This is a genomic window from Sulfuricella denitrificans skB26 (genome assembly GCF_000297055.2).
In the GTDB taxonomy this organism is placed as follows: Bacteria; Pseudomonadota; Gammaproteobacteria; order Burkholderiales; family Sulfuricellaceae; genus Sulfuricella; species Sulfuricella denitrificans.
This window is the reverse complement of sequence record NC_022357.1, coordinates 1,149,834-1,167,408: the sequence shown is the minus strand read 5'-3', so window position 1 is coordinate 1,167,408 and position 17,575 is coordinate 1,149,834. Positions and strand designations below refer to the sequence as shown.

The following is a 17,575-nucleotide window of genomic DNA, read 5'->3' as shown; positions in this document are numbered from 1 at the left end:
GCGACAACAATCAGATCTTTCACTGACATCATGCTTCGGAAGGATACGCCATGAAAACCCAGCGCCCCCAATGGTCCACCGTCATCGCATTTGCCGGCTGGCTGGCCACACTGTGCGCCCTGACCATGAGCAGCATGGCTGGCGCCGCCAATACATCCACTGCCGACCACAGCAAGTTCAAGGCACTGCAGCAGCCGTTCGCAACCGGCCCGGATGTCACCAAGGCCTGCCTCTCCTGTCATACCGAAGCCGCCAAGCAGGTGCACAAAACCAAACACTGGACCTGGGAATTTCTCAACCCGGAGAATAATCAGCGCCTGGGCAAAAAGAATGTCATTAACAATTTCTGTATCTCCATTTCGCAGAATTATGCCACCTGCACTTCCTGCCATGCCGGTTATGGCTGGAAGGACAAGAACTTCGACTTCAGCTCGGAAATTAATGTCGACTGCCTGGTCTGCCACGACCGCACCGGCAATTACAACAAACCACCCGGCCTTGCCGGGCACCCGGTATACAAGGAAATGGAATTTCCTCCCGGCTCCGGCAAGATCCTCAAGCCGGTGGACCTGACCAAGGTCGCCCAGAAAGTTGGAAAGACCAGCCGTGACACCTGTGGCGCCTGCCACTTCAAGGGCGGTGGCGGCGATGGCGTGAAACACGGCGATATGGATAGCTCGCTGGCTGCGCCTGAAAAGGAACTCGACGTCCACATGGATGCTTCCGGCGCCGATTTCACCTGCGGTACCTGCCACAAGACTTCCAGCCACGAAGTGCCGGGCAGTCGTTACACGCCCACCGCGCAGGACAAGGGCGGCGCCCACATGCGCGGCAAGGCGGACAGCAGCAACCCGGCTACCTGCCAAGCCTGCCATGGCGATCAGCCGCATCCGGTCAATCTGACCAAATTCGACAATCATGGCAAAAAGTTGAATGAACACACCAACAAGATCGCCTGCCAGACCTGTCATATTCCGGAATTCGCGCGCGGTGGCGTGCCCACCAAAATGTCCTGGGACTGGTCAACTGCCGGCAAGATGGGACCAGATGGAAAACCCATGACCAAGAAAGACAAGAAAGGCCATGCCACCTATGATTCCAAGAAAGGGGATTTCGTACTTGCTGAAAATGTCGTCCCGGAATACTACTGGTTCAACGGCAAGGTGACATACACCCTGCTCAGCGACAAGGTCAGCAAGAGCGATGTCGCAACCCCGATCAACCGTATCGGCGGCAGCCCAACCGATGGCAAGTCGATGATCTGGCCAATGAAGGTAATGCGCGGCAAGCAGCCCTTCGACCCGGTCAACCATACCCTGGTTATGCCGGATACCGCCGGCGACGACAAAATCGCCTACTGGAAAAATTTTGACTGGGAAGTATCCATTACCAGTGGCATGCAGAACATGGGCGCCCCATTCTCAGGCAAGGTCGATTTCATCAAGACCGAAATGTTCTGGCCCATCACCCACATGGTCGCGCCAAAAGAGAAGGCCCTGTCCTGCGTGCAGTGCCACGACGCCAAGACTGGAGGCCGCCTGAAAGAAATCAAAGGCATCTACATGCCGGGCCGAGGCGACAACAATCATCTGCTCGACATGGCTGGCTGGGCGCTTGCCCTGCTGACCCTGATCGGCGTGCTGATCCACGGCGCTGGCCGCATCTATGCCCACAGGAAAGGATAAGATCATGACCGTCGAAAGAATCTACGTTTTCAAACGCTTCGAGCGCTTCTGGCACTGGGGTCAGGCCTCGCTCATTATCTTCATGCTGATTACCGGCTTCGAGGTGCATGGCTCCTATCATTTCCTCGGCTTCGCCAAGGCGACGAGTCTGCACACCATCGCCGCCTGGTCGCTGATCGGCCTGTGGGTGTTTGCCATCTTCTGGCACTTCACTACCGGCGAGTGGAAACAGTACATCCCGACCACGGACAAGGTGGTGGCCATGATCAAGTTCTATTCGGTCGGCATCTTCACCAATGCGCCGCATCCGTTCAAGGCGACCACGCTGAAGAAACACAACCCGCTGCAGCGCCTGGCCTATCTTGGGGTGTTGCTGTTCATCGGACCCTTACTGTGGCTCACCGGATGGCTCTATCTGTTCTTCAGTGACTGGACGGCATGGGGATTGGATAAGTATATCTCCCTGGAGTGGGTGGCTTTCTTCCACACCGCCGGCGCGTTCATGATGCTGCTGTTCCTGATCGCCCACGTCTACCTGACAACGGCCGGTCATACCCCGACTTCGCACATCAAGGCGATGATTACCGGATGGGAAGAGGTGGATTAACTAGCCTCCCCTCGCAAACAAAAAATGGCCACTAATTTTAGTGGCCATTTTTTTGTTGCGTGAATGCAATCAGTTCCGATGAATAACGGGGCAGGCTCGGTTCCCTCTCGGTCCACGCCTATAGCGGGAAGGGGCGCCGTATGAGTTCCATAACTGACTTGTCTGAACGCTCACCGTCACGCGAGCTTCACGATTGCAGTGGACCAGTCCCGCTCAAGAAGCGAGTAAATTCCTCCGCAGGCAGCGGGCGACTGAACAGATAGCCCTGGAACGCATCGCAACCATGTTGCGCCAGGAAGTCTCGCTGGGCTTCGGTTTCCACGCCTTCCGCCATAACCTTCAAGCTCAGGCCGTGCGCCATGCCGATGATGGCGATAGCGATTTGATTGTCATTGCTGTCATTCGGGATGTCGTGCACAAAGCCCTGATCGATCTTGATCTCATCGATGGGAAAACGCTTCAGATAGGCCAGGGAGGAATAACCGGTGCCGAAATCATCTATGGACAGACGTATGCCCAGCGCTTTCAAGTCCTGCAACAGGACGACCACCTCTTCGCCATGGCCCATGATCATGCTTTCGGTGAGTTCCAGCTTGAGCGTCTCGGCGGGCAGTCCGGTTTCTTCCAGGATGGCGGCGACGCGAGCGACGATATCGGGCTGCTGCAACTGGCGCGCGGAAAGATTAACGGCCATCGACAGGTTCGGCATACCGGCATCGAGCCAGGCCCGCGCCTGAGAGCAGGCCTGGCGCAACACCCATTCGCCCAAAGGCACGATGAGGCCGGTCTCCTCCGCCAGTGGGATAAAGCGGGCCGGCGAGATCAAGCCCTGTTGCGGGTTATTCCAGCGCACCAGGGCCTCACAGCCGATCAAGCCACCGCTTTGGATGTCCAGTTGGGGCTGGTAATGCAGCAAGAATTCACCCTGGGTCAGTGCATGCCGCAGGCGCGCTTCCAGATCCAGCTTTTCGTTGGCTATCACGGTCAGGGACGGCGTGTAGAAGGCGTAGGTGTTGCGGCCCGATTCCTTGGCCTGATACACGGCCACATCGGCGTGCTGGACGAGTTTGGTGCAGGAAGCGCCATCTTCCGGAAACAGGCTGATACCGATGCTGGCTCCGATAAAGACTTCGTGTCCGCTAGGCAGGTGGAAGGGTTGATCCAGCAAGCCGATCAGATCCTTGGCGACACCCGCTGCCTCCTCCGGGCGTTGCAGATCCTCCATGATCAGCAGAAACTCGTCGCCACCCAGGCGACCCAGAATGCCCTCGCCCCGCAGCTGCTCCCCCATGCGCCGGGCCAAGGCTTCCAGCAGTTCGTCACCCACCGGGTGGCCCAGACTGTCGTTAATGTTCTTGAAGCGGTCCAGGTCAATATACAGCACCGCAAGGCGCTGCTTGTGCAACTCGGCAGTGGCCAGGGCGTGCTGCAGACGGGATTGCAACAGCTGACGGTTGGGCAAAGCTGTCAGTGGGTCATAGTGGACGAGGTGCTCGAATCTGGCCTCCGAATCCTTGAGCTGACTGAGATCGGTCATCACGCCCACGTAGTTGCCGGGCAGGCCGTCGCTGTCGTACACGGTGCTGATGATGAGCAACTGCGCAAAAAGTTCGCCGTTCTTGCGCCGGTTCCAGAGTTCACCCTGCCAGGCGCCGGTGTCTTTGATGCTGCTCCACATGGCCCGGTAAAACGCCTGATCCTCGCGCCCTGACCGCAGCAGTCCCGGATTGCGGCCCAGCACCTCGGCCTCGGTGTAACCGGTGATGGTCGTGAAGGCACTGTTGACGGAGACGATGAGAGATTGCAGATCGGTGACCATCACACCCTCGCCGACACTCTCCAGTACCGCCGCTGCCAGGCGCAGGGCAGCATCGGCACGACTCCGCTCCACGGCCAGCCCGGCGATGCGGGCAAACTCGCTGATCAGGTCCAGCTCCACCGGGTCGGGTGAACGCGGTTGCCGATAATAGATGCCGAAGGTGCCCAGCACCTGACCGGCGCCGTCCTTGAAAGGGATAGACCAGCAGGCACGCAGCTCGGCACGTTCGGCCAGATCAGTGTATGGCGCCCAATAAGGATGGGTGCGAATATCCTCGACGATGACCATCTCGCCGGTGGCCGCCGATGTCCCGCAGGAACCCTGCCCAACTCCGGGCTTCAGACCATCCACGGCGGCGTTGAAGAAAGCAGGCAGACTGGGGGCGGCAGCGGTATATAGTTGGCCGCTGCGCGTATCTCGCACCAGGATAGAGACCATCAATTCCGGATGTATGCTTTCCAGGCGGGTAACGATTTCTTCCAGGATCATGGACAGGGGACGACCGGCCACCAGGCCATCCAGCATGGCAACCCGTGTTTCCCGTAATTGGTCGGCCATCTTGGCCTCGGTAACGTCGAGCCAGGCGCCGATCCCCTCGCCGACTTGCGACAGACGCAACTCGTCGTGTATCCAGCGGATCCGGCCATGACCGTCGAAGAACCGGTACTCATGCGCAATCTGCCCTGCGCCCGGCAATTCTCCCATTCGGGCCAGTGCCGCGTCGCGGTCATCGGGATGCAGGCGGCTCGACCACCACCCGGGTTGTAGCGCCTGCGCCTCTGTGTATCCCAGCAGGCGCTCGATATTACTGCTGACCCAGACAGGCGTGGCACCTTCCGGATCCAGGCGCAGGGTATAAAGAATCACCGGGCTGGTGGTCAAGGCCCGCCCCAGGCGTTCCGAGACCTCCCGCAGGGCGCTGCGCTCCCGCAACAGTTCCACTTGGCGCAGCACCTTTTCCAGGGTGGCAGGCAGTTCGTGCAGATAGCCGGGGTGTTTGGCGATGTAATCGTCTACCCCGAGATGGATGGCCTTCGCTGCCACCTCCTCACTGCCCTGCCCGGAGACGATGACGATGGGGATGTCCAAGCCGCGCTCGGTGCGCAGCACCTTGACCACCTCCAGGGCATCCAGTCCGGGCAGGCGATAGTCCAGCAACACCACATCGAAGTCCGCTGGCGTTGTTCCATCCACTGGCAAAAGCTGCAAGACCTCGGTGGCATCCCCCACTACAGTCAGTCGGATGTGGGGAGCGAAACGGGCCAGATGACGCCGGGTCAGGTCGATATCGCTAGCAGTGCGCTCAGCATACAGTACGCGTAAAAATCGGGACCGACGGATACGTGCTGCCTGGAAACGTTTGCTGGCATCGTGCAGGATGGCGGGCAGGCGCTCCAGGGATGTAGCGCCCTTGCTCAGGTAGTCATCGGCGCCGGCCTGGAGTGCAGCGACCACCGCTTGCTGGTCGCCCGAACCGGTGAGCATGACCACCGCCATGGGCAGGGAGTGTTGCCGGATCCAGTTCATCAGTTCAAACCCGGATCCATCCGGCAGTTTCAGATCTACCAGGGCCACATCGAAACTGGCGGGCGCCTGCAGACAGACCAGTGCTTCGGCCAGTGTGGCCGCCTGGGTCAGTTCGATGTCGGGGGCATGGCGCGACAGGTGCCGCCGGGTCAGGTCGGCATCGTCCGGGCTGTCTTCGACATGCAGGATGCGCAGGGTCATGTTTTCGTTATCGCGGCGGATGGTTGATGAGCAGCCAGTACAATTCGATCTGGGTCGCCACATCCATGAATTTTTCGAAATTGACTGGCTTGACGATGTAGGAATTGGCGTGGAGGCGATATGCTGCCTTCACGTCCCGATCTTCGCTGGACGAAGTCAGAACCACCACAGGCAGGTCGCAGCTCACCGGGTGTGCACGCAACTGGCGCAACACTTCCAGGCCATCCACGCGGGGCAGCTTCAGATCCAGCAGGATCACCAGAGGCAGGATTTCGCCCGCTTCCCAGCGTGGAATCCAGTCCAGCGCTTCCTGACCGTCGCGGGCCACCTGGATCGGGCTTGCCAGGTTGTGATGCGCGAAGGCGCGCAGGGTCAGATCCAGATCGACCGGATTGTCCTCCACCAGCAGGATGGGACGCAGGATGGAACCGGGGATCATCGCGGTAACTCCAGATAGAATGTGGCGCCCTGGCCAGGCGCACTCTCGGCCCAGACCCGCCCGCCCATACGCTGCATGGCCTTGCGGACGATGGCCAAGCCAACGCCCGTACCGGGGTAATCTTCTACGCGCTGCAGGCGCTGAAAGATATCGAAGATGCGATCGTGAAACTGCATGTCAAAGCCGATCCCGTTGTCATGTAGTTTAAGGATAACAGATTTTTCCGAGGCCGTTCCACGGATCGTCAGCGTTGGCGGCTTGCTGTCGCGAGTGAACTTGAGGGCGTTGTCGACCAGGTTGCGCAGCACCATGGCTAGACCTTCCGGGTCGGCGCGAACAGGCAACTCCTGCAATCCTTGCGCCTCGACAATCATGCCTCGTGCTTCGATATCCTTGCGCCGCTCGTCAAGAACGCCTACCACCAGACGAGCCAGATCCACGCTCTGGCCGGTAAGACTGCGCCGTTCCATGCGGGAATAGACGAGCAGATCCTCGATCAGCAGGCTCATCTGCTCCACGCCATGACGCACATTGTTCAGGAACAGACGGCCCTCTTCATCCAGAAGAGTCTGGTATTGCTCCAGCAGCAGCCGGCTGTAGCCGTCAATGCCGCGCAGTGGGGCCTTCAGGTCATGGGACACGGAATAGGTGAAGGTCTCCAGTTCCTGGTTTGCCGTGTCCAGTTCGGCAGTGCGCTGGCGTACCCGCTCCTCCAGTTCGTCGTTGAGCTGGCGAATATCATCTTCCATGCGCTTGCGCGCGGTGATGTCATTGATGGCGGCGAAGACAGCCGGCTCATGCTCGAAATTCACAATCGACGCAGAAACGAGGGCCAAGAAGGGGCGCCCGTCCATGGTTACCATGCCCACCTCAAGATCATCCACGCGACCGTCTTTTCGCAAATGCTCAATGAAACGATCACGCTGCGCCGGGTTCTGATAAAACCTGTCTGCGGGCTGGCCGATGCCTTGCTCGCGCGATATCCCGTACTGGATTTCCGCGCGGTGATTACCGTAAAGCAATATGCCATCCCGTAAGCGGGAAAGCACAGCGGGAAAGGGAGCCATTTCGAGCAAGGACCGATAGCGGGCTTCGCTCTCCTGCAACACCTGTTCGGCCTGTTTTCGCTCGGTGATATCCTCGGAAAAGATCACGATACCACCCACGGCGCCATCGGCGGCATGCCAGGGCCGCACTTCCCAGCACAGCCACTGAACGGTGCCGTCCCCGCGTTCGAATCGGTCCTCGTCGGCCCGCACCACCTCGCCGGCCAGCCCACGACGATGTACAGTCTTCCAGCGCTCTGAAATTTCTGGGAAGATTTCGTAATGGGATCGACCGAGAATGTTACTGCCTTCCAGACTATAGTCAGTCAGCCAGCGGCGGCTGACGACCAGATAGCGCATCTCGCGGTCGAACATGGCCAAAGCAGCCGGCGCGTGTTCGATGAACAGTCGCAGCCTGGTTTCGCTTTCCTGCAGCGCCGCTTCGGCCTGCTTGCGCTCGGTGATGTCGCGGATCACCCCAAGCAGATTGCCGTCGGGCATCGTGGTCGCAATCACTTCGGCCACGAAAGTCGAGCCATCTTTGCGCCGGAATTGCCACTCTCTCTGGTAATCCTTCTTACCTTTAATGACCTCCAACGCTGGCACAATATTCGTAAGTTCTGCTGCCACCACAATGTCAGAGGCGTGCAGGCCGATCAATTCCTCTCGGTTATACCCAAGCATCCGACATATTGCCGGATTGGCATCGAGGTAATAGCTTTCCTGATCGGCGATAACAATGCCGTCCGGCGCGTACTCGAACAGCGTGCGATAACGTGCCTCGCTCTCCCGCACGGCGATTTCGGACTGCTTCAGTGGTGAGATGTCACGGGCAATGCCAAACACACCCTCTACCTTCCCATCGATCAGCAGTGGGCCTTTGGTGGTCAGGTAAGGCAAAGTCTTACCTTCGACAACGACGGCTTCTTCGTAAGTCTCGGTCGCGCCCCGTTGCATCACGCGCCGGTCGTCAGACTGAAAGCTCTCGGCGACTTCAGCCGGGAACAGGTTGCAATCGTCCGCTCCCAGGATTTCCGCCATGGGCCGGCCGAGCAGGGTCGCCGTTGCCTGGTTGCCGACGACGTAGCGGCCCTCCCTATCCTTAACGAAGATCGCGTCCGTGCTGCCTTCCACCAAGGCATGCAGTGTGGCATGCAGCCGTTTCATCTCCTCTTCCTGCCTCTGGCGCTCGGTGATGTTCCGGGCGATCCCCAGCACGCCCAACACATCCCCTTTGTTGTCGTATACCGGTGTCTTGATGGTTTCGAGCAGTTCGCGGTGGCCATCGCTGGCGAAGGTGACCCATTCCTCATTGGTGCTGGGGCCGCCGGCTGTAATGGCAGCCAGGTCTTTTTCGCGGAAGAAATCGGCCAGGTCGGCCGGCACAAAATCATGGTCGGTTTTGCCCCTGATATCTACCTCGCGAGCTCCAAATAATTGCTCGAAACGTGGATTGCAAGTGAGATACACGCCGTGGGCATCCTTCAGCCAGATCATGTCCGGAATGGTGTTCAGCAGAGCGCGCAGTTTGGCGCTGTGGCTAACCAAAGCTTGGGAATCGCGCACCAGCCGATTGACCATGATCCCAGCTGCCAGCGCTGTCAGCAATCCCATCAGACGGAACAGGATGATACTCATACCCACCTGTTCCCAGCCGTCGACCGGGGTGGCGGCCATCTGCCAGGATCCGCCCGGTAGCGTGATATCCAGGGTCACCGACTGGTTGCCGAAAAGCTTCGCGTCGCCGAAGAACACCGGGCCGTGCGAACCGGTGCCGTCTGTGCCGCGCAGTGCCAGACGCAGGCCGAGGTCGGGGTCGCGCAACCCGGCCATTCGATAGAGTGTTTCAGCGTCGATAACGGCCGAGACCAGCCCCCAGAAATGCCGCTTTCCACCAGATTGGGCGGGAACCAGGAACAACGGCTTACGAACGATAATGGCAATGCCGCCCTGCTGCAACGACAGCGGCCCGGCGATTACCGTTTTGCCGCTGTCCCGCGCGCGCAGGGCGCTCTCCCGTTGCGTGGGATGAGTACGGAAATCCAGGCCCAGCGCGGCCTCGTTACCCTGAAGCGGGTACATCAGGGAAATCACCATATCCGGCGCGGCGGCGATATTGCGCAGAGCATGGCGTTCGTCCACCAGATTACTGGCAATGGCGCTAAAACCGGCCTGATCAATGTCCGGCCGGTTCTCGATGACAGCGGTGAGGCCATGCACCAGGAACAGGTTGGCATTAATCACCCCCTCTAGACGGGCGCGCAGAGTGGAAAGGCGGTTGAGCACATCATTTCTTTCCTGCTCCAGATCGCTCTGACGAGCGAAATGCTCGACGACCTGTTCCGTAGCGAGCACCAGCAACACGGCCAGCAAGGCAAACAGCCAAGGGCGCGCCTTTTCGCCGAAGAAGCGATATCCGGTAGCTAGTATCACCCGCACATATCCCGCCGTATGAAAACGCCGGCTGTATGTCTGCATTTCTTGTGGCAAACGCGATCCGCTGCCACCCAATGAACTAAAGTAGTTAGCATGCCCCCCTTTCGACGTGCTTCAAGATACCGGTAATGCCAGGACACCTGCCAAATGATGCGCTTTCGCATTTACTTGATCAAGTAAGCCCTTGTGAATATGGAACGAACTTGAAGGCCTGATCGAACACGTTAAAAATCTTTGGCCGAATCAGCCTGAGGACCGCTCCGGGTAAACGCAACAGCCGTTTGAATGAACTGTCAAATTTGGATTACTTATCTCAAAACGCTGCATGAGACGTCGCACCTGATCCGGCCATGGAGATTGAAAATCTCAAGTCACACCCTATCGCATCAGAGCATCACTTGGCCATCAGGGTTTCCCCTAAATTTGCTGTGCAATTGTTTTATTAACAGAATTTGGATCAAGATGAAGTGCAAGTGAATGTCTTTACGATCTCAAGGCACAGCGATATTGCGGCTGCCACACAGTACCCTTTTGCGCCAATACACATGCTTACAATTCCTTAACATTTACCTGTGCACGGATTCGGGGTGATGTGCGTTAATCAGGCAAACGCACACACCACTGATAAGGAATAAACATGAACAGGCTTTTGATTCCAGCAATAATTGCCACAGCAGTTTTCAGCGCCAACGCCTTCGCAGACCGCGGCTGGGATGACGACTACCGGGAGCATCGTCGCCATCACCAGGAAAAGTACGTGGTCGTGCATCACGTCTATGAAGAGCCCGAGGTCATCTACCAGGCGCCGCCGGTCGTTTATCGCGAACGCGTCGTGTACCGCGACCGTCCGGTCTATTATGAAGCCGAGCCGCGCTACTACGAGCAGCCAGCCGCTTATTCAGGGGATAGATCGAACCGATTGGTTGGCCAGGTTATCGGCGCGATTGCCGGTGGTGCCCTTGGAAATCAGGTCGGCAGGGGCAACGGGCGAATCGCCGCCACCGCGATTGGCGCAGTCGTTGGGAGCGCAATCGGCGGAAACGTCGTTTACACCGGTTACTGATCTGCACTTCAATAGGGTCTGCCAACCTGAGCCTATCTTGGTCGGTTGGAAACTGACACCACTACACCACCCATTTGGATGGGCCAGAACGGCTACAATCTATTTCCCCGATTTTGCCGCTACGTCCTGCAAGAAGGGGAGATATTGCAACCAGCCCTCAATCGGCCCGACATGCGAAAATACCACGATACCATGCTTGTCGAGGACATAGGTGGTAGGGAATGCAACCGCCAATCTGCGATCAGGTATGGCCTTGCCGTTGGCCAGAGCCAGGGACTCAGTGCCCATTTCCGTAACCCCGGAGTCATGCAAAGGCAGGGATAAATGCCGTTGCTGTGCCCACTGGTGTGCGGTGGCAAAATCCTCCCGCATTTGCAGCAGGACCAATTGCACACCGGAGGAAGCGCCCAGTTCCTGATAAAGCTCCTGCAATTCCGGCATTTCGCGTCGGCAGGGTGGGCACCATGTTCCCCAGAAATGCAACACCACCACCTTGCCGCGCAGGTCGGAGAGCTTCATCGGCTTGCCAGTAGGGCTCTTGATGGCGAGGTCGAAGAAGCGGCTGCCCCGCTCCTTGCCAGTGTAAGCCTTAGCGGCTTTGGCTCGATTCTGGTAGGGGCCCCACAGAGTCGTCCAGCGCTTGGCATCGAACACTATCTTATCGTTGACGACATAGGGCACACAGGGCTGTTCAGTTCCATTCTGGCATGCCTGAATCGCCCCATCGACAGCCGAATCAACAGTCAGCTCACCCCCTTTCCAGGCCCATGCGCCCCCTGGCGCGATCACGAAGGCACGGTGTTTCCCCGCTGTAAGAAACTCCCTGAAGCCTTCCTTTCCCCCGCTGTCGAGGTGCGGTATGGCCGCAGCATCGTTTGGTTTGGCCGCAATGGCAGGCACGCAGGTCAGGCACGCCGCCAAGACCAACGCAAGTTTCAGGATATTTTGAATTGCCATATTCATTCGCCGATCAAATGGATCATTACCTTACGATGCTGCGGATCGTAACGGTGCTCGTAGAGAAAAACGCCCTGCCAGGTACCCAGCACCGGCGCGCCGCCGACAATCGGGATGGCGAGATGGGTCTGGGTCAATGCCGCACGTGCATGGGCAGCCATATCATCATTCCCTTCCTGGCGATGCCGAAAAATCGGGTCACCATCCGGCACCAGCCGTGCAAAAAAACGCTCCAGATCGGCCTGCACTGTCGGGTCTGCATTCTCCTGTATGAGCAGACTGGCGGAAGTGTGCTGAACAAACACCGTCAGCAGGCCCGCCTGAATGTCCGACGAACGCACCCAGTCGCGCAGCTCATGGGTGAACTCATACAGGCCTCGACCTTGGGAAGAAAAAACAGTCAGTTGATGGTGCGCTTGTTGCATTGAAATCAATAAAAAGCCGGCAAGTTGGTATTTTACCTCCTTGCCGGCCGATGCAGCCATGAAAAATCAGGCTTTGACGAACGTAAATTTTCCCTCCTTGAGTCCGCTCTGATGGTGTCCTTGGCCGCGAACTGTCCGGCCAGGATTTCCCGCGCCAGGGTATTTTCCAGATGCGTCTGGATCGCCCGCTTCAGGGGCCGCGCGCCGAACACCGGATCGAAACCCGCTGCGGCCAGTTCGGTCAGCGCTGCGTCAGACACTTCCAGCTTCATCTCCATGGCCGCCAAGCGCTTGGTCAAATACTGCAACTGGATTCCGGCAATGGACTTAATGTTTTCCTCGTCCAGGGCATGGAACACCACCACTTCGTCGATGCGGTTGATGAATTCCGGCCGGAAATAGCTTTTCACTTCCGCCATCACCGCCAGCTTTACCACCTGGTAGTCGTCGCCCTCCATCTGCTGGATCATTTGCGATCCCAGGTTGGAGGTCATCACGATCACGGTGTTCTTGAAGTCCACGGTGCGGCCTTGGCCGTCGGTCATGCGACCGTCGTCGAGCACCTGAAGCAGGACGTTGAACACGTCCGGATGGGCCTTTTCCACCTCGTCGAGCAGGATCACGCTGTAAGGCTTGCGGCGCACTGCCTCGGTCAGATAGCCCCCCTCTTCGTAGCCGACATAGCCGGGCGGCGCGCCGATCAGCCGCGCAACGGAATGCCGTTCCATGAACTCCGACATGTCGATACGGATCAGGTGCTCTTCCGAATCAAACAGGAAGCCGGCCAGCGCCTTGCACAGCTCGGTCTTGCCGACACCGGTGGGGCCGAGAAACAGGAACGAGCCATAGGGCCGATTGGGATCGCCCAGCCCGGCACGCGAGCGCCGGATCGCATCCGACACCAGACGCACCGCCTCATCCTGGCCGACCACGCGCTGGTGCAATTGATCTTCCATGTGCAGCAGCTTGTCGCGCTCGCCTTCCATCATCTTGGAAACAGGTATCCCGGTCGCACGCGACACCACCTCGGCGATTTCCTCCGCGCCTACCTGAGTGCGCAGCAGCTGGTGGGCCGGCATAGCTTCATCAGCCGTATCGGCGTGCTTCAGTTGCGCCTCCAGTTGTGGAATTTTGCCATACTGAATTTCGGAAACCTTCTGCCACTCGCCCTTGCGGGTGGCTGCGTCCATTTCCACCTTGAGGCGATCCAGTTCTTCCTTGATATGCTGGCTACCCTGCACCTGGGCCTTCTCGGCCTTCCAGATTTCTTCCAGATCGTTGTACTCGCGCTGCAACTTGACGATCTCTTGATCGAGCAGAACCAGGCGTTTTTTCGAAGCCTCATCCTTCTCCTTTTTCACCGCTTCGCGCTCGATCTTGAGCTGAATCAACCGGCGGTCGAGCTTATCCATCACTTCCGGCTTGGAGTCGATCTCCATCCGAATCCGTGATGCGGCCTCGTCGATCAGGTCGATCGCCTTGTCTGGCAGGAAACGGTCGGTGATATAGCGGTGAGATAATTCTGCCGCCGCGATGATGGCCGGGTCGGTAATGTCCACGCCGTGGTGCAGTTCGTATTTTTCCTGCAGGCCACGCAGAATAGCGATCGTGTCTTCCACCGAGGGCTCGTCCACCAGCACCTTCTGGAAGCGGCGCTCCAGCGCGGCGTCTTTCTCGACGTACTTGCGGTACTCATCCAGCGTGGTCGCGCCAATGCAGTGCAGTTCGCCACGCGCCAGCGCCGGCTTGAGCATGTTGCCGGCATCCATTGCGCCCTCTGCCTTGCCGGCACCGACCATGGTATGCAGCTCGTCGATGAACAGGATGACTTGCCCCTCCTCCTGCCCCACTTCCTTCAGCACTGCTTTCAGGCGCTCCTCGAACTCACCACGATACTTGGCGCCGGCCAGCAGGCCGGCCATGTCCAGCACCAGCACGCGCTTGCCCTTCAGGGTTTCCGGCACTTCGCCGTTGATGATGCGCTGCGCCAGGCCTTCGACGATGGCGGTCTTGCCCACGCCGGGCTCGCCGATCAGCACCGGGTTGTTCTTGGTGCGCCGCTGCAACACCTGTATCGTGCGCCTGATCTCGTCATCGCGGCCAATCACCGGATCGAGCTTGCCAAGTCGAGCGCGTTCGGTCAGATCCAGGGTGTATTTTTTCAGGGCCTCGCGCTGCCCTTCTGCTTCGGCGTTGTTCACGGCTTCCCCTCCCCTGACGGCATTGATGGCTTGTTCCAGTGCTTCGCGTCCGACCCCGTGCTCCTTCAGCAGGCGTCCGGTTTCACCCTTGTCCTGAGCGGCAACCAGCAGAAAAATCTCCGATGCAATGAACTGGTCACCACGCTTTTGCGCCTCCTTATCGGTAAGATTCAGGAGATTGTTCAGGTCGCGCGAAATACTTACCTCGCCACCATGACCCTCGACCTTGGGCAGTCGCTCGATCGCCTTGTGCAGGGCGGGCTTCAGCGCGCCGACATTACCCCCGGCGCGCTGCAGAAGCGAAGTGGTACCGCCATCTTCCTGGCCAAGCAGGGCCAACAGCAGGTGCTGTGGTTCGATAAACTGGTTGTCCTGGCCGACCGCGAGGCTCTGGGCATCGTTCAAGGCCTGCTGGAACTTGGTGGTGAGCTTGTCGAAACGCATCGTCAATCCCTCTCAATAATAAATAGACATATAACTCCTATATAGGGAATTATCGGGGAATTTCAAGACCAAATAGGACATTCAGCAATAAGCTGGGCCGATGAGCCGTCACAGAGCAATGAGTTTGCGCTACACTTGCCACTATACAACCCGGGTGTACTCCATGCTGACTTCCCGACTTTTCACTCTCTGCCTGGCGTTATTTCTTGGCATCTCCGGTGCATGGGCCGCACCCGCCTCCCTGCGCACGTCCACGGGTTCGGAAATTTTCCTGCGCACCTTTCCCGGCGAAGGAAACACCCTGATGCTAGGCTTTCCCTGCGACGAGGGGCTCGGCACCGAGGAGGCACGGGCATCGCAGTCGCTGGCCCGACTCGGGCTGGAAGCCTGGCTGCCGGACATGCTGGGCGCACACTCCTTGCCGGCATTGGCTAGCAGCATGGATCAGCTCCCGCCCCTGGAAATCGCCGAAGTCATCGGCCAGACCATCAAGCTGTCCGGCAAGAAGGTCGTGCTGGTCACTACCGGACGTGGCGCCCTGCCTATCCTCCAGGGTGCATACATGTGGCAGAATCAGGCCACACCTCAAGAGCGGGCCGCCCTGACAGGCATCATCCTGTTCAGCCCGGAACTCTATTCCGTCAAACCCGCACCAGGCGTGGAGGCGCGTTATCACAGCATCGTATCCAGAACCTCCCTGCCGGTGTTTATTTATCAGGGCCAGCGCTCCCCAGCGCGGTGGTGGCTGGAGCACCTCAAGGTAGAGTTCAGCCTTGGCGGCAGCAAGATCTCAAGCAAGGTATTGCCCAACGTGCGTGGATTTTTCTATTCGGTGCAGGATCCTACTGAGGAAGAAAAAGCGATGACTGACAGACTGCCCGAACTGATACTGGATGCGATCAAACAACTGGAGGCTGCCCGATGAAAAAGCTGATCCTTTTCATTTCATGTCTGTTCCTGCTGACCTCCGCACAGGCGCAGGATCTCAAAGCCTGGAAAGGCGGCCCTACTCCACCGCTGGCACTGAACGGCCTCAACGGCAAACCGCTCAAGCTGGAAGATTATCGCGGCAAGGTAGTGATGGTGCAGTTCTGGGCCACCTATTGCCCGCCCTGCCTCAAGGAAATGCCCTCCATGATGCGGCTCCAGGCCAAACTGGCCGGCAAGCCTTTCGTCATCCTCGCCGTCAACATGGGCGAAACCGAAAAAGAGGTGAAGGATTTTCTCGTCAAAGTGAATGTCGATTTCACCATCCTGATGGATAGCGACGGCATGGCACTGAGCGCCTGGAAGGTTTTTGTCGCCCCCTCCACCTTTCTGGTCGACCCTAAGGGCAACATTCGCTATGCCCTGCAGGGTGGAGCTGAATGGGACGCTCCAGAGTATCTGCAGAAAATAGTGGAATTGCTACCTTAGCGTGGCGACCGCCAAGCCAAAGTTGCCTGGAATGACACAAACGCACCTCACCAAAGACGAACCACCCAGAAAAAAACCCGCGCAAGGCGGGTTTTTTTGTAGTTCGTCCATGACTCAGCCAGCCAACACCTTTTGCGCAGCATCCACTGCGACACCGCGTTTGACAGGGGCTTTGGCGCGTCCGAGCGCATCGTCCAGCGCAGCGAGACACACCAGTATGTTGCGAGGGTTCGAGGCGTGCCCCATCAAGCCGATACGCCATACCTTGCCGGCCATTGCACCCAGGCCAGCACCGATCTCCAGTTGATAATCATTAAGCAGGATATTGCGCACTGCAACCTCATCTACTCCGTCCGGTATGCTGATCGCATTCAATTGCGGCAGGCGATCTTTTACCGGCACGACGAAATTCAGCCCCATCGCTTCCAGACCCGCGCGCAGTGCGAGATGGTTTTTCTGGTGGCGCGCCCAGGAATTTTCCAGGCCCTCTTCCTGCAAGATCACCAGCGCTTCGTGCAGGCCATATAGCGAGTTGATCGGCGCAGTGTGGTGATAAGCGCGTTTGGCGGCTCCGCCCCAGTAGCCCATGACCAGATTCAAATCCATGAACCAGCTTTGCACGGGTGATTTCCGACTCTTGATTTTTTCCAATGCACGAGTGCTGAAGCTCACCGGCGATAGCCCGGGGGTGCACGACAGACACTTCTGCGTACCGGAATAGATCGCATCGATCATCCATTCATCCACCTTGAGCGGCGAGCCACCCAGTGAAGTCACTGCGTCCACGATAGCCAGGCAGTTGTGTTGGTGTGCAATCTCAACCAGCGTTTTTGCATCTGACAGCGCACCAGTAGAGGTTTCGGCGTGAACAAAGGCGACGATCCTGGCGTCCGGGTTAGCTTTGAGTGCATCTTCCAGCTTCTGCGGGTCAACCGCGCGTCCCCAATCGTCCTGCACCATCACTGCGATACCACCGCAACGCTCGACGTTTTCTTTCATGCGCCCGCCAAACACGCCATTCTGGCACACGATGACCTTGTCACCGGGTTCAACCAGATTGACGAAGCAGGTTTCCATGCCTGCAGAACCCGGTGCGGAAACCGGCATGGTCAATTCGTTTTCCGTTTTAAATGCGTATTTCAGCAAAGCCTTCATCTCATCCATCATGGTCACGAATACAGGATCGAGATGGCCAATGGTGGGGCGTGCCATCGCAGCCAGCACACGTGGGCTGACATCGGAGGGGCCGGGGCCCATCAGTATGCGTTGAGGGGGGTGAAATGATTTGATCGCCATGCTGTTTCCTTTT

General features: G+C 58.3%; 12 protein-coding genes. 5 read left to right on the top strand and 7 right to left on the bottom strand.

All coding sequences use genetic code 11. The features are described from left to right. Positions 1-50 precede the first annotated feature (50 nt). Complete coding sequence (locus SCD_RS05705) at positions 51-1,685, top strand: tetrathionate reductase family octaheme c-type cytochrome (protein WP_009206066.1); 1,635 nt, start codon at positions 51-53, stop codon at positions 1,683-1,685. A gap of 4 nt (positions 1,686-1,689) precedes the next feature. Then, positions 1,690-2,292, top strand: a complete 603-nt coding sequence (locus tag SCD_RS05700) for a cytochrome b/b6 domain-containing protein (RefSeq protein WP_009206062.1) — start codon at positions 1,690-1,692, stop codon at positions 2,290-2,292. A gap of 187 nt (positions 2,293-2,479) precedes the next feature. On the opposite strand, the gene SCD_RS05695 is transcribed toward SCD_RS05700, so the two are convergent. From SCD_RS05695 to SCD_RS15625, 3 genes are read right to left on the bottom strand one after another with little or no spacing between them, the layout of a single operon-like run. Beyond that, positions 2,480-5,839, bottom strand: coding sequence for an EAL domain-containing protein (locus tag SCD_RS05695; RefSeq protein WP_009206067.1), 3,360 nt, complete (start codon positions 5,837-5,839; stop codon positions 2,480-2,482). 7 nt (positions 5,840-5,846) lie between these two features. After that, complete coding sequence (locus tag SCD_RS05690; protein ID WP_009206068.1) at positions 5,847-6,278, bottom strand: response regulator; 432 nt, start codon at positions 6,276-6,278, stop codon at positions 5,847-5,849. Beyond that, entirely contained in the window at positions 6,275-9,757 is a 3,483-nt protein-coding gene (locus SCD_RS15625; protein WP_051338781.1) for a PAS domain S-box protein, read from the bottom strand. Before SCD_RS15625 ends, SCD_RS05690 begins: the two co-directional genes overlap by 4 nt. 652 nt (positions 9,758-10,409) lie before the next feature. Here SCD_RS15625 and SCD_RS05675 point away from each other — a divergent pair. After that, positions 10,410-10,823 carry a glycine zipper 2TM domain-containing protein gene (locus SCD_RS05675; RefSeq protein ID WP_198408612.1) on the top strand — a complete coding sequence of 138 codons (414 nt, stop codon included), beginning with the start codon at positions 10,410-10,412 and terminating at the stop codon, positions 10,821-10,823. A gap of 99 nt (positions 10,824-10,922) precedes the next feature. On the opposite strand, the gene SCD_RS15620 is transcribed toward SCD_RS05675, so the two are convergent. The 3 genes from SCD_RS15620 to clpB are packed head-to-tail and all read right to left on the bottom strand — an operon-like array spanning position 10,923 to position 14,850. Then, entirely contained in the window at positions 10,923-11,780 is an 858-nt protein-coding gene (locus SCD_RS15620) for a TlpA family protein disulfide reductase (protein ID WP_051338780.1), read from the bottom strand. Between the two features lie 2 nt (positions 11,781-11,782). Continuing rightward, a complete protein-coding gene (locus SCD_RS05665) occupies positions 11,783-12,205 on the bottom strand; it encodes a secondary thiamine-phosphate synthase enzyme YjbQ (protein ID WP_021035803.1) in 423 nt (140 codons plus the stop codon). Positions 12,206-12,237: 32 nt separating this feature from the next. Continuing rightward, positions 12,238-14,850: an ATP-dependent chaperone ClpB gene (clpB, locus tag SCD_RS05660; RefSeq protein WP_009206073.1), complete on the bottom strand. Its 2,613-nt coding sequence runs from the start codon at positions 14,848-14,850 to the stop codon at positions 12,238-12,240. 163 nt (positions 14,851-15,013) lie between these two features. Between clpB and SCD_RS05655 the strand changes: the two genes are divergently transcribed. Both SCD_RS05655 and SCD_RS05650 read left to right on the top strand, forming a co-directional pair. Beyond that, positions 15,014-15,775 (top strand): hypothetical protein, encoded by a 762-nt coding sequence (locus SCD_RS05655; protein ID WP_009206074.1) that lies wholly within the window; start codon positions 15,014-15,016, stop codon positions 15,773-15,775. Continuing rightward, positions 15,772-16,266: a TlpA disulfide reductase family protein gene (locus SCD_RS05650; RefSeq protein WP_009206075.1), complete on the top strand. Its 495-nt coding sequence runs from the start codon at positions 15,772-15,774 to the stop codon at positions 16,264-16,266. Before SCD_RS05655 ends, SCD_RS05650 begins: the two co-directional genes overlap by 4 nt. A gap of 114 nt (positions 16,267-16,380) precedes the next feature. Here the strand turns inward: SCD_RS05650 and SCD_RS05645 are convergent, their stop codons facing one another. Continuing rightward, positions 16,381-17,562, bottom strand: a complete 1,182-nt coding sequence (locus tag SCD_RS05645; RefSeq protein WP_009206076.1) for a pyridoxal-phosphate-dependent aminotransferase family protein — start codon at positions 17,560-17,562, stop codon at positions 16,381-16,383. Positions 17,563-17,575 lie beyond the last annotated feature (13 nt).

Excerpts from the sequence above, each read along its gene's own strand:
- SCD_RS05705 (WP_009206066.1), top strand. The coding sequence starts at position 51 with ATGAAAACCCAGCGCCCCCAATGGTCCACCGTCATCGCATTTGCCGGC.
- SCD_RS05700 (WP_009206062.1), top strand. The coding sequence starts at position 1,690 with ATGACCGTCGAAAGAATCTACGTTTTCAAACGCTTCGAGCGCTTCTGG.
- SCD_RS05695 (WP_009206067.1), bottom strand. The coding sequence starts at position 5,839 with ATGACCCTGCGCATCCTGCATGTCGAAGACAGCCCGGACGATGCCGAC.
- SCD_RS05690 (WP_009206068.1), bottom strand. The coding sequence starts at position 6,278 with ATGATCCCCGGTTCCATCCTGCGTCCCATCCTGCTGGTGGAGGACAAT.
- SCD_RS15620 (WP_051338780.1), bottom strand. The coding sequence starts at position 11,780 with ATGGCAATTCAAAATATCCTGAAACTTGCGTTGGTCTTGGCGGCGTGC.
- SCD_RS05665 (WP_021035803.1), bottom strand. The coding sequence starts at position 12,205 with ATGCAACAAGCGCACCATCAACTGACTGTTTTTTCTTCCCAAGGTCGA.
- clpB (WP_009206073.1), bottom strand. The coding sequence starts at position 14,850 with ATGCGTTTCGACAAGCTCACCACCAAGTTCCAGCAGGCCTTGAACGAT.
- SCD_RS05655 (WP_009206074.1), top strand. The coding sequence starts at position 15,014 with ATGCTGACTTCCCGACTTTTCACTCTCTGCCTGGCGTTATTTCTTGGC.
- SCD_RS05650 (WP_009206075.1), top strand. The coding sequence starts at position 15,772 with ATGAAAAAGCTGATCCTTTTCATTTCATGTCTGTTCCTGCTGACCTCC.
- SCD_RS05645 (WP_009206076.1), bottom strand. The coding sequence starts at position 17,562 with ATGGCGATCAAATCATTTCACCCCCCTCAACGCATACTGATGGGCCCC.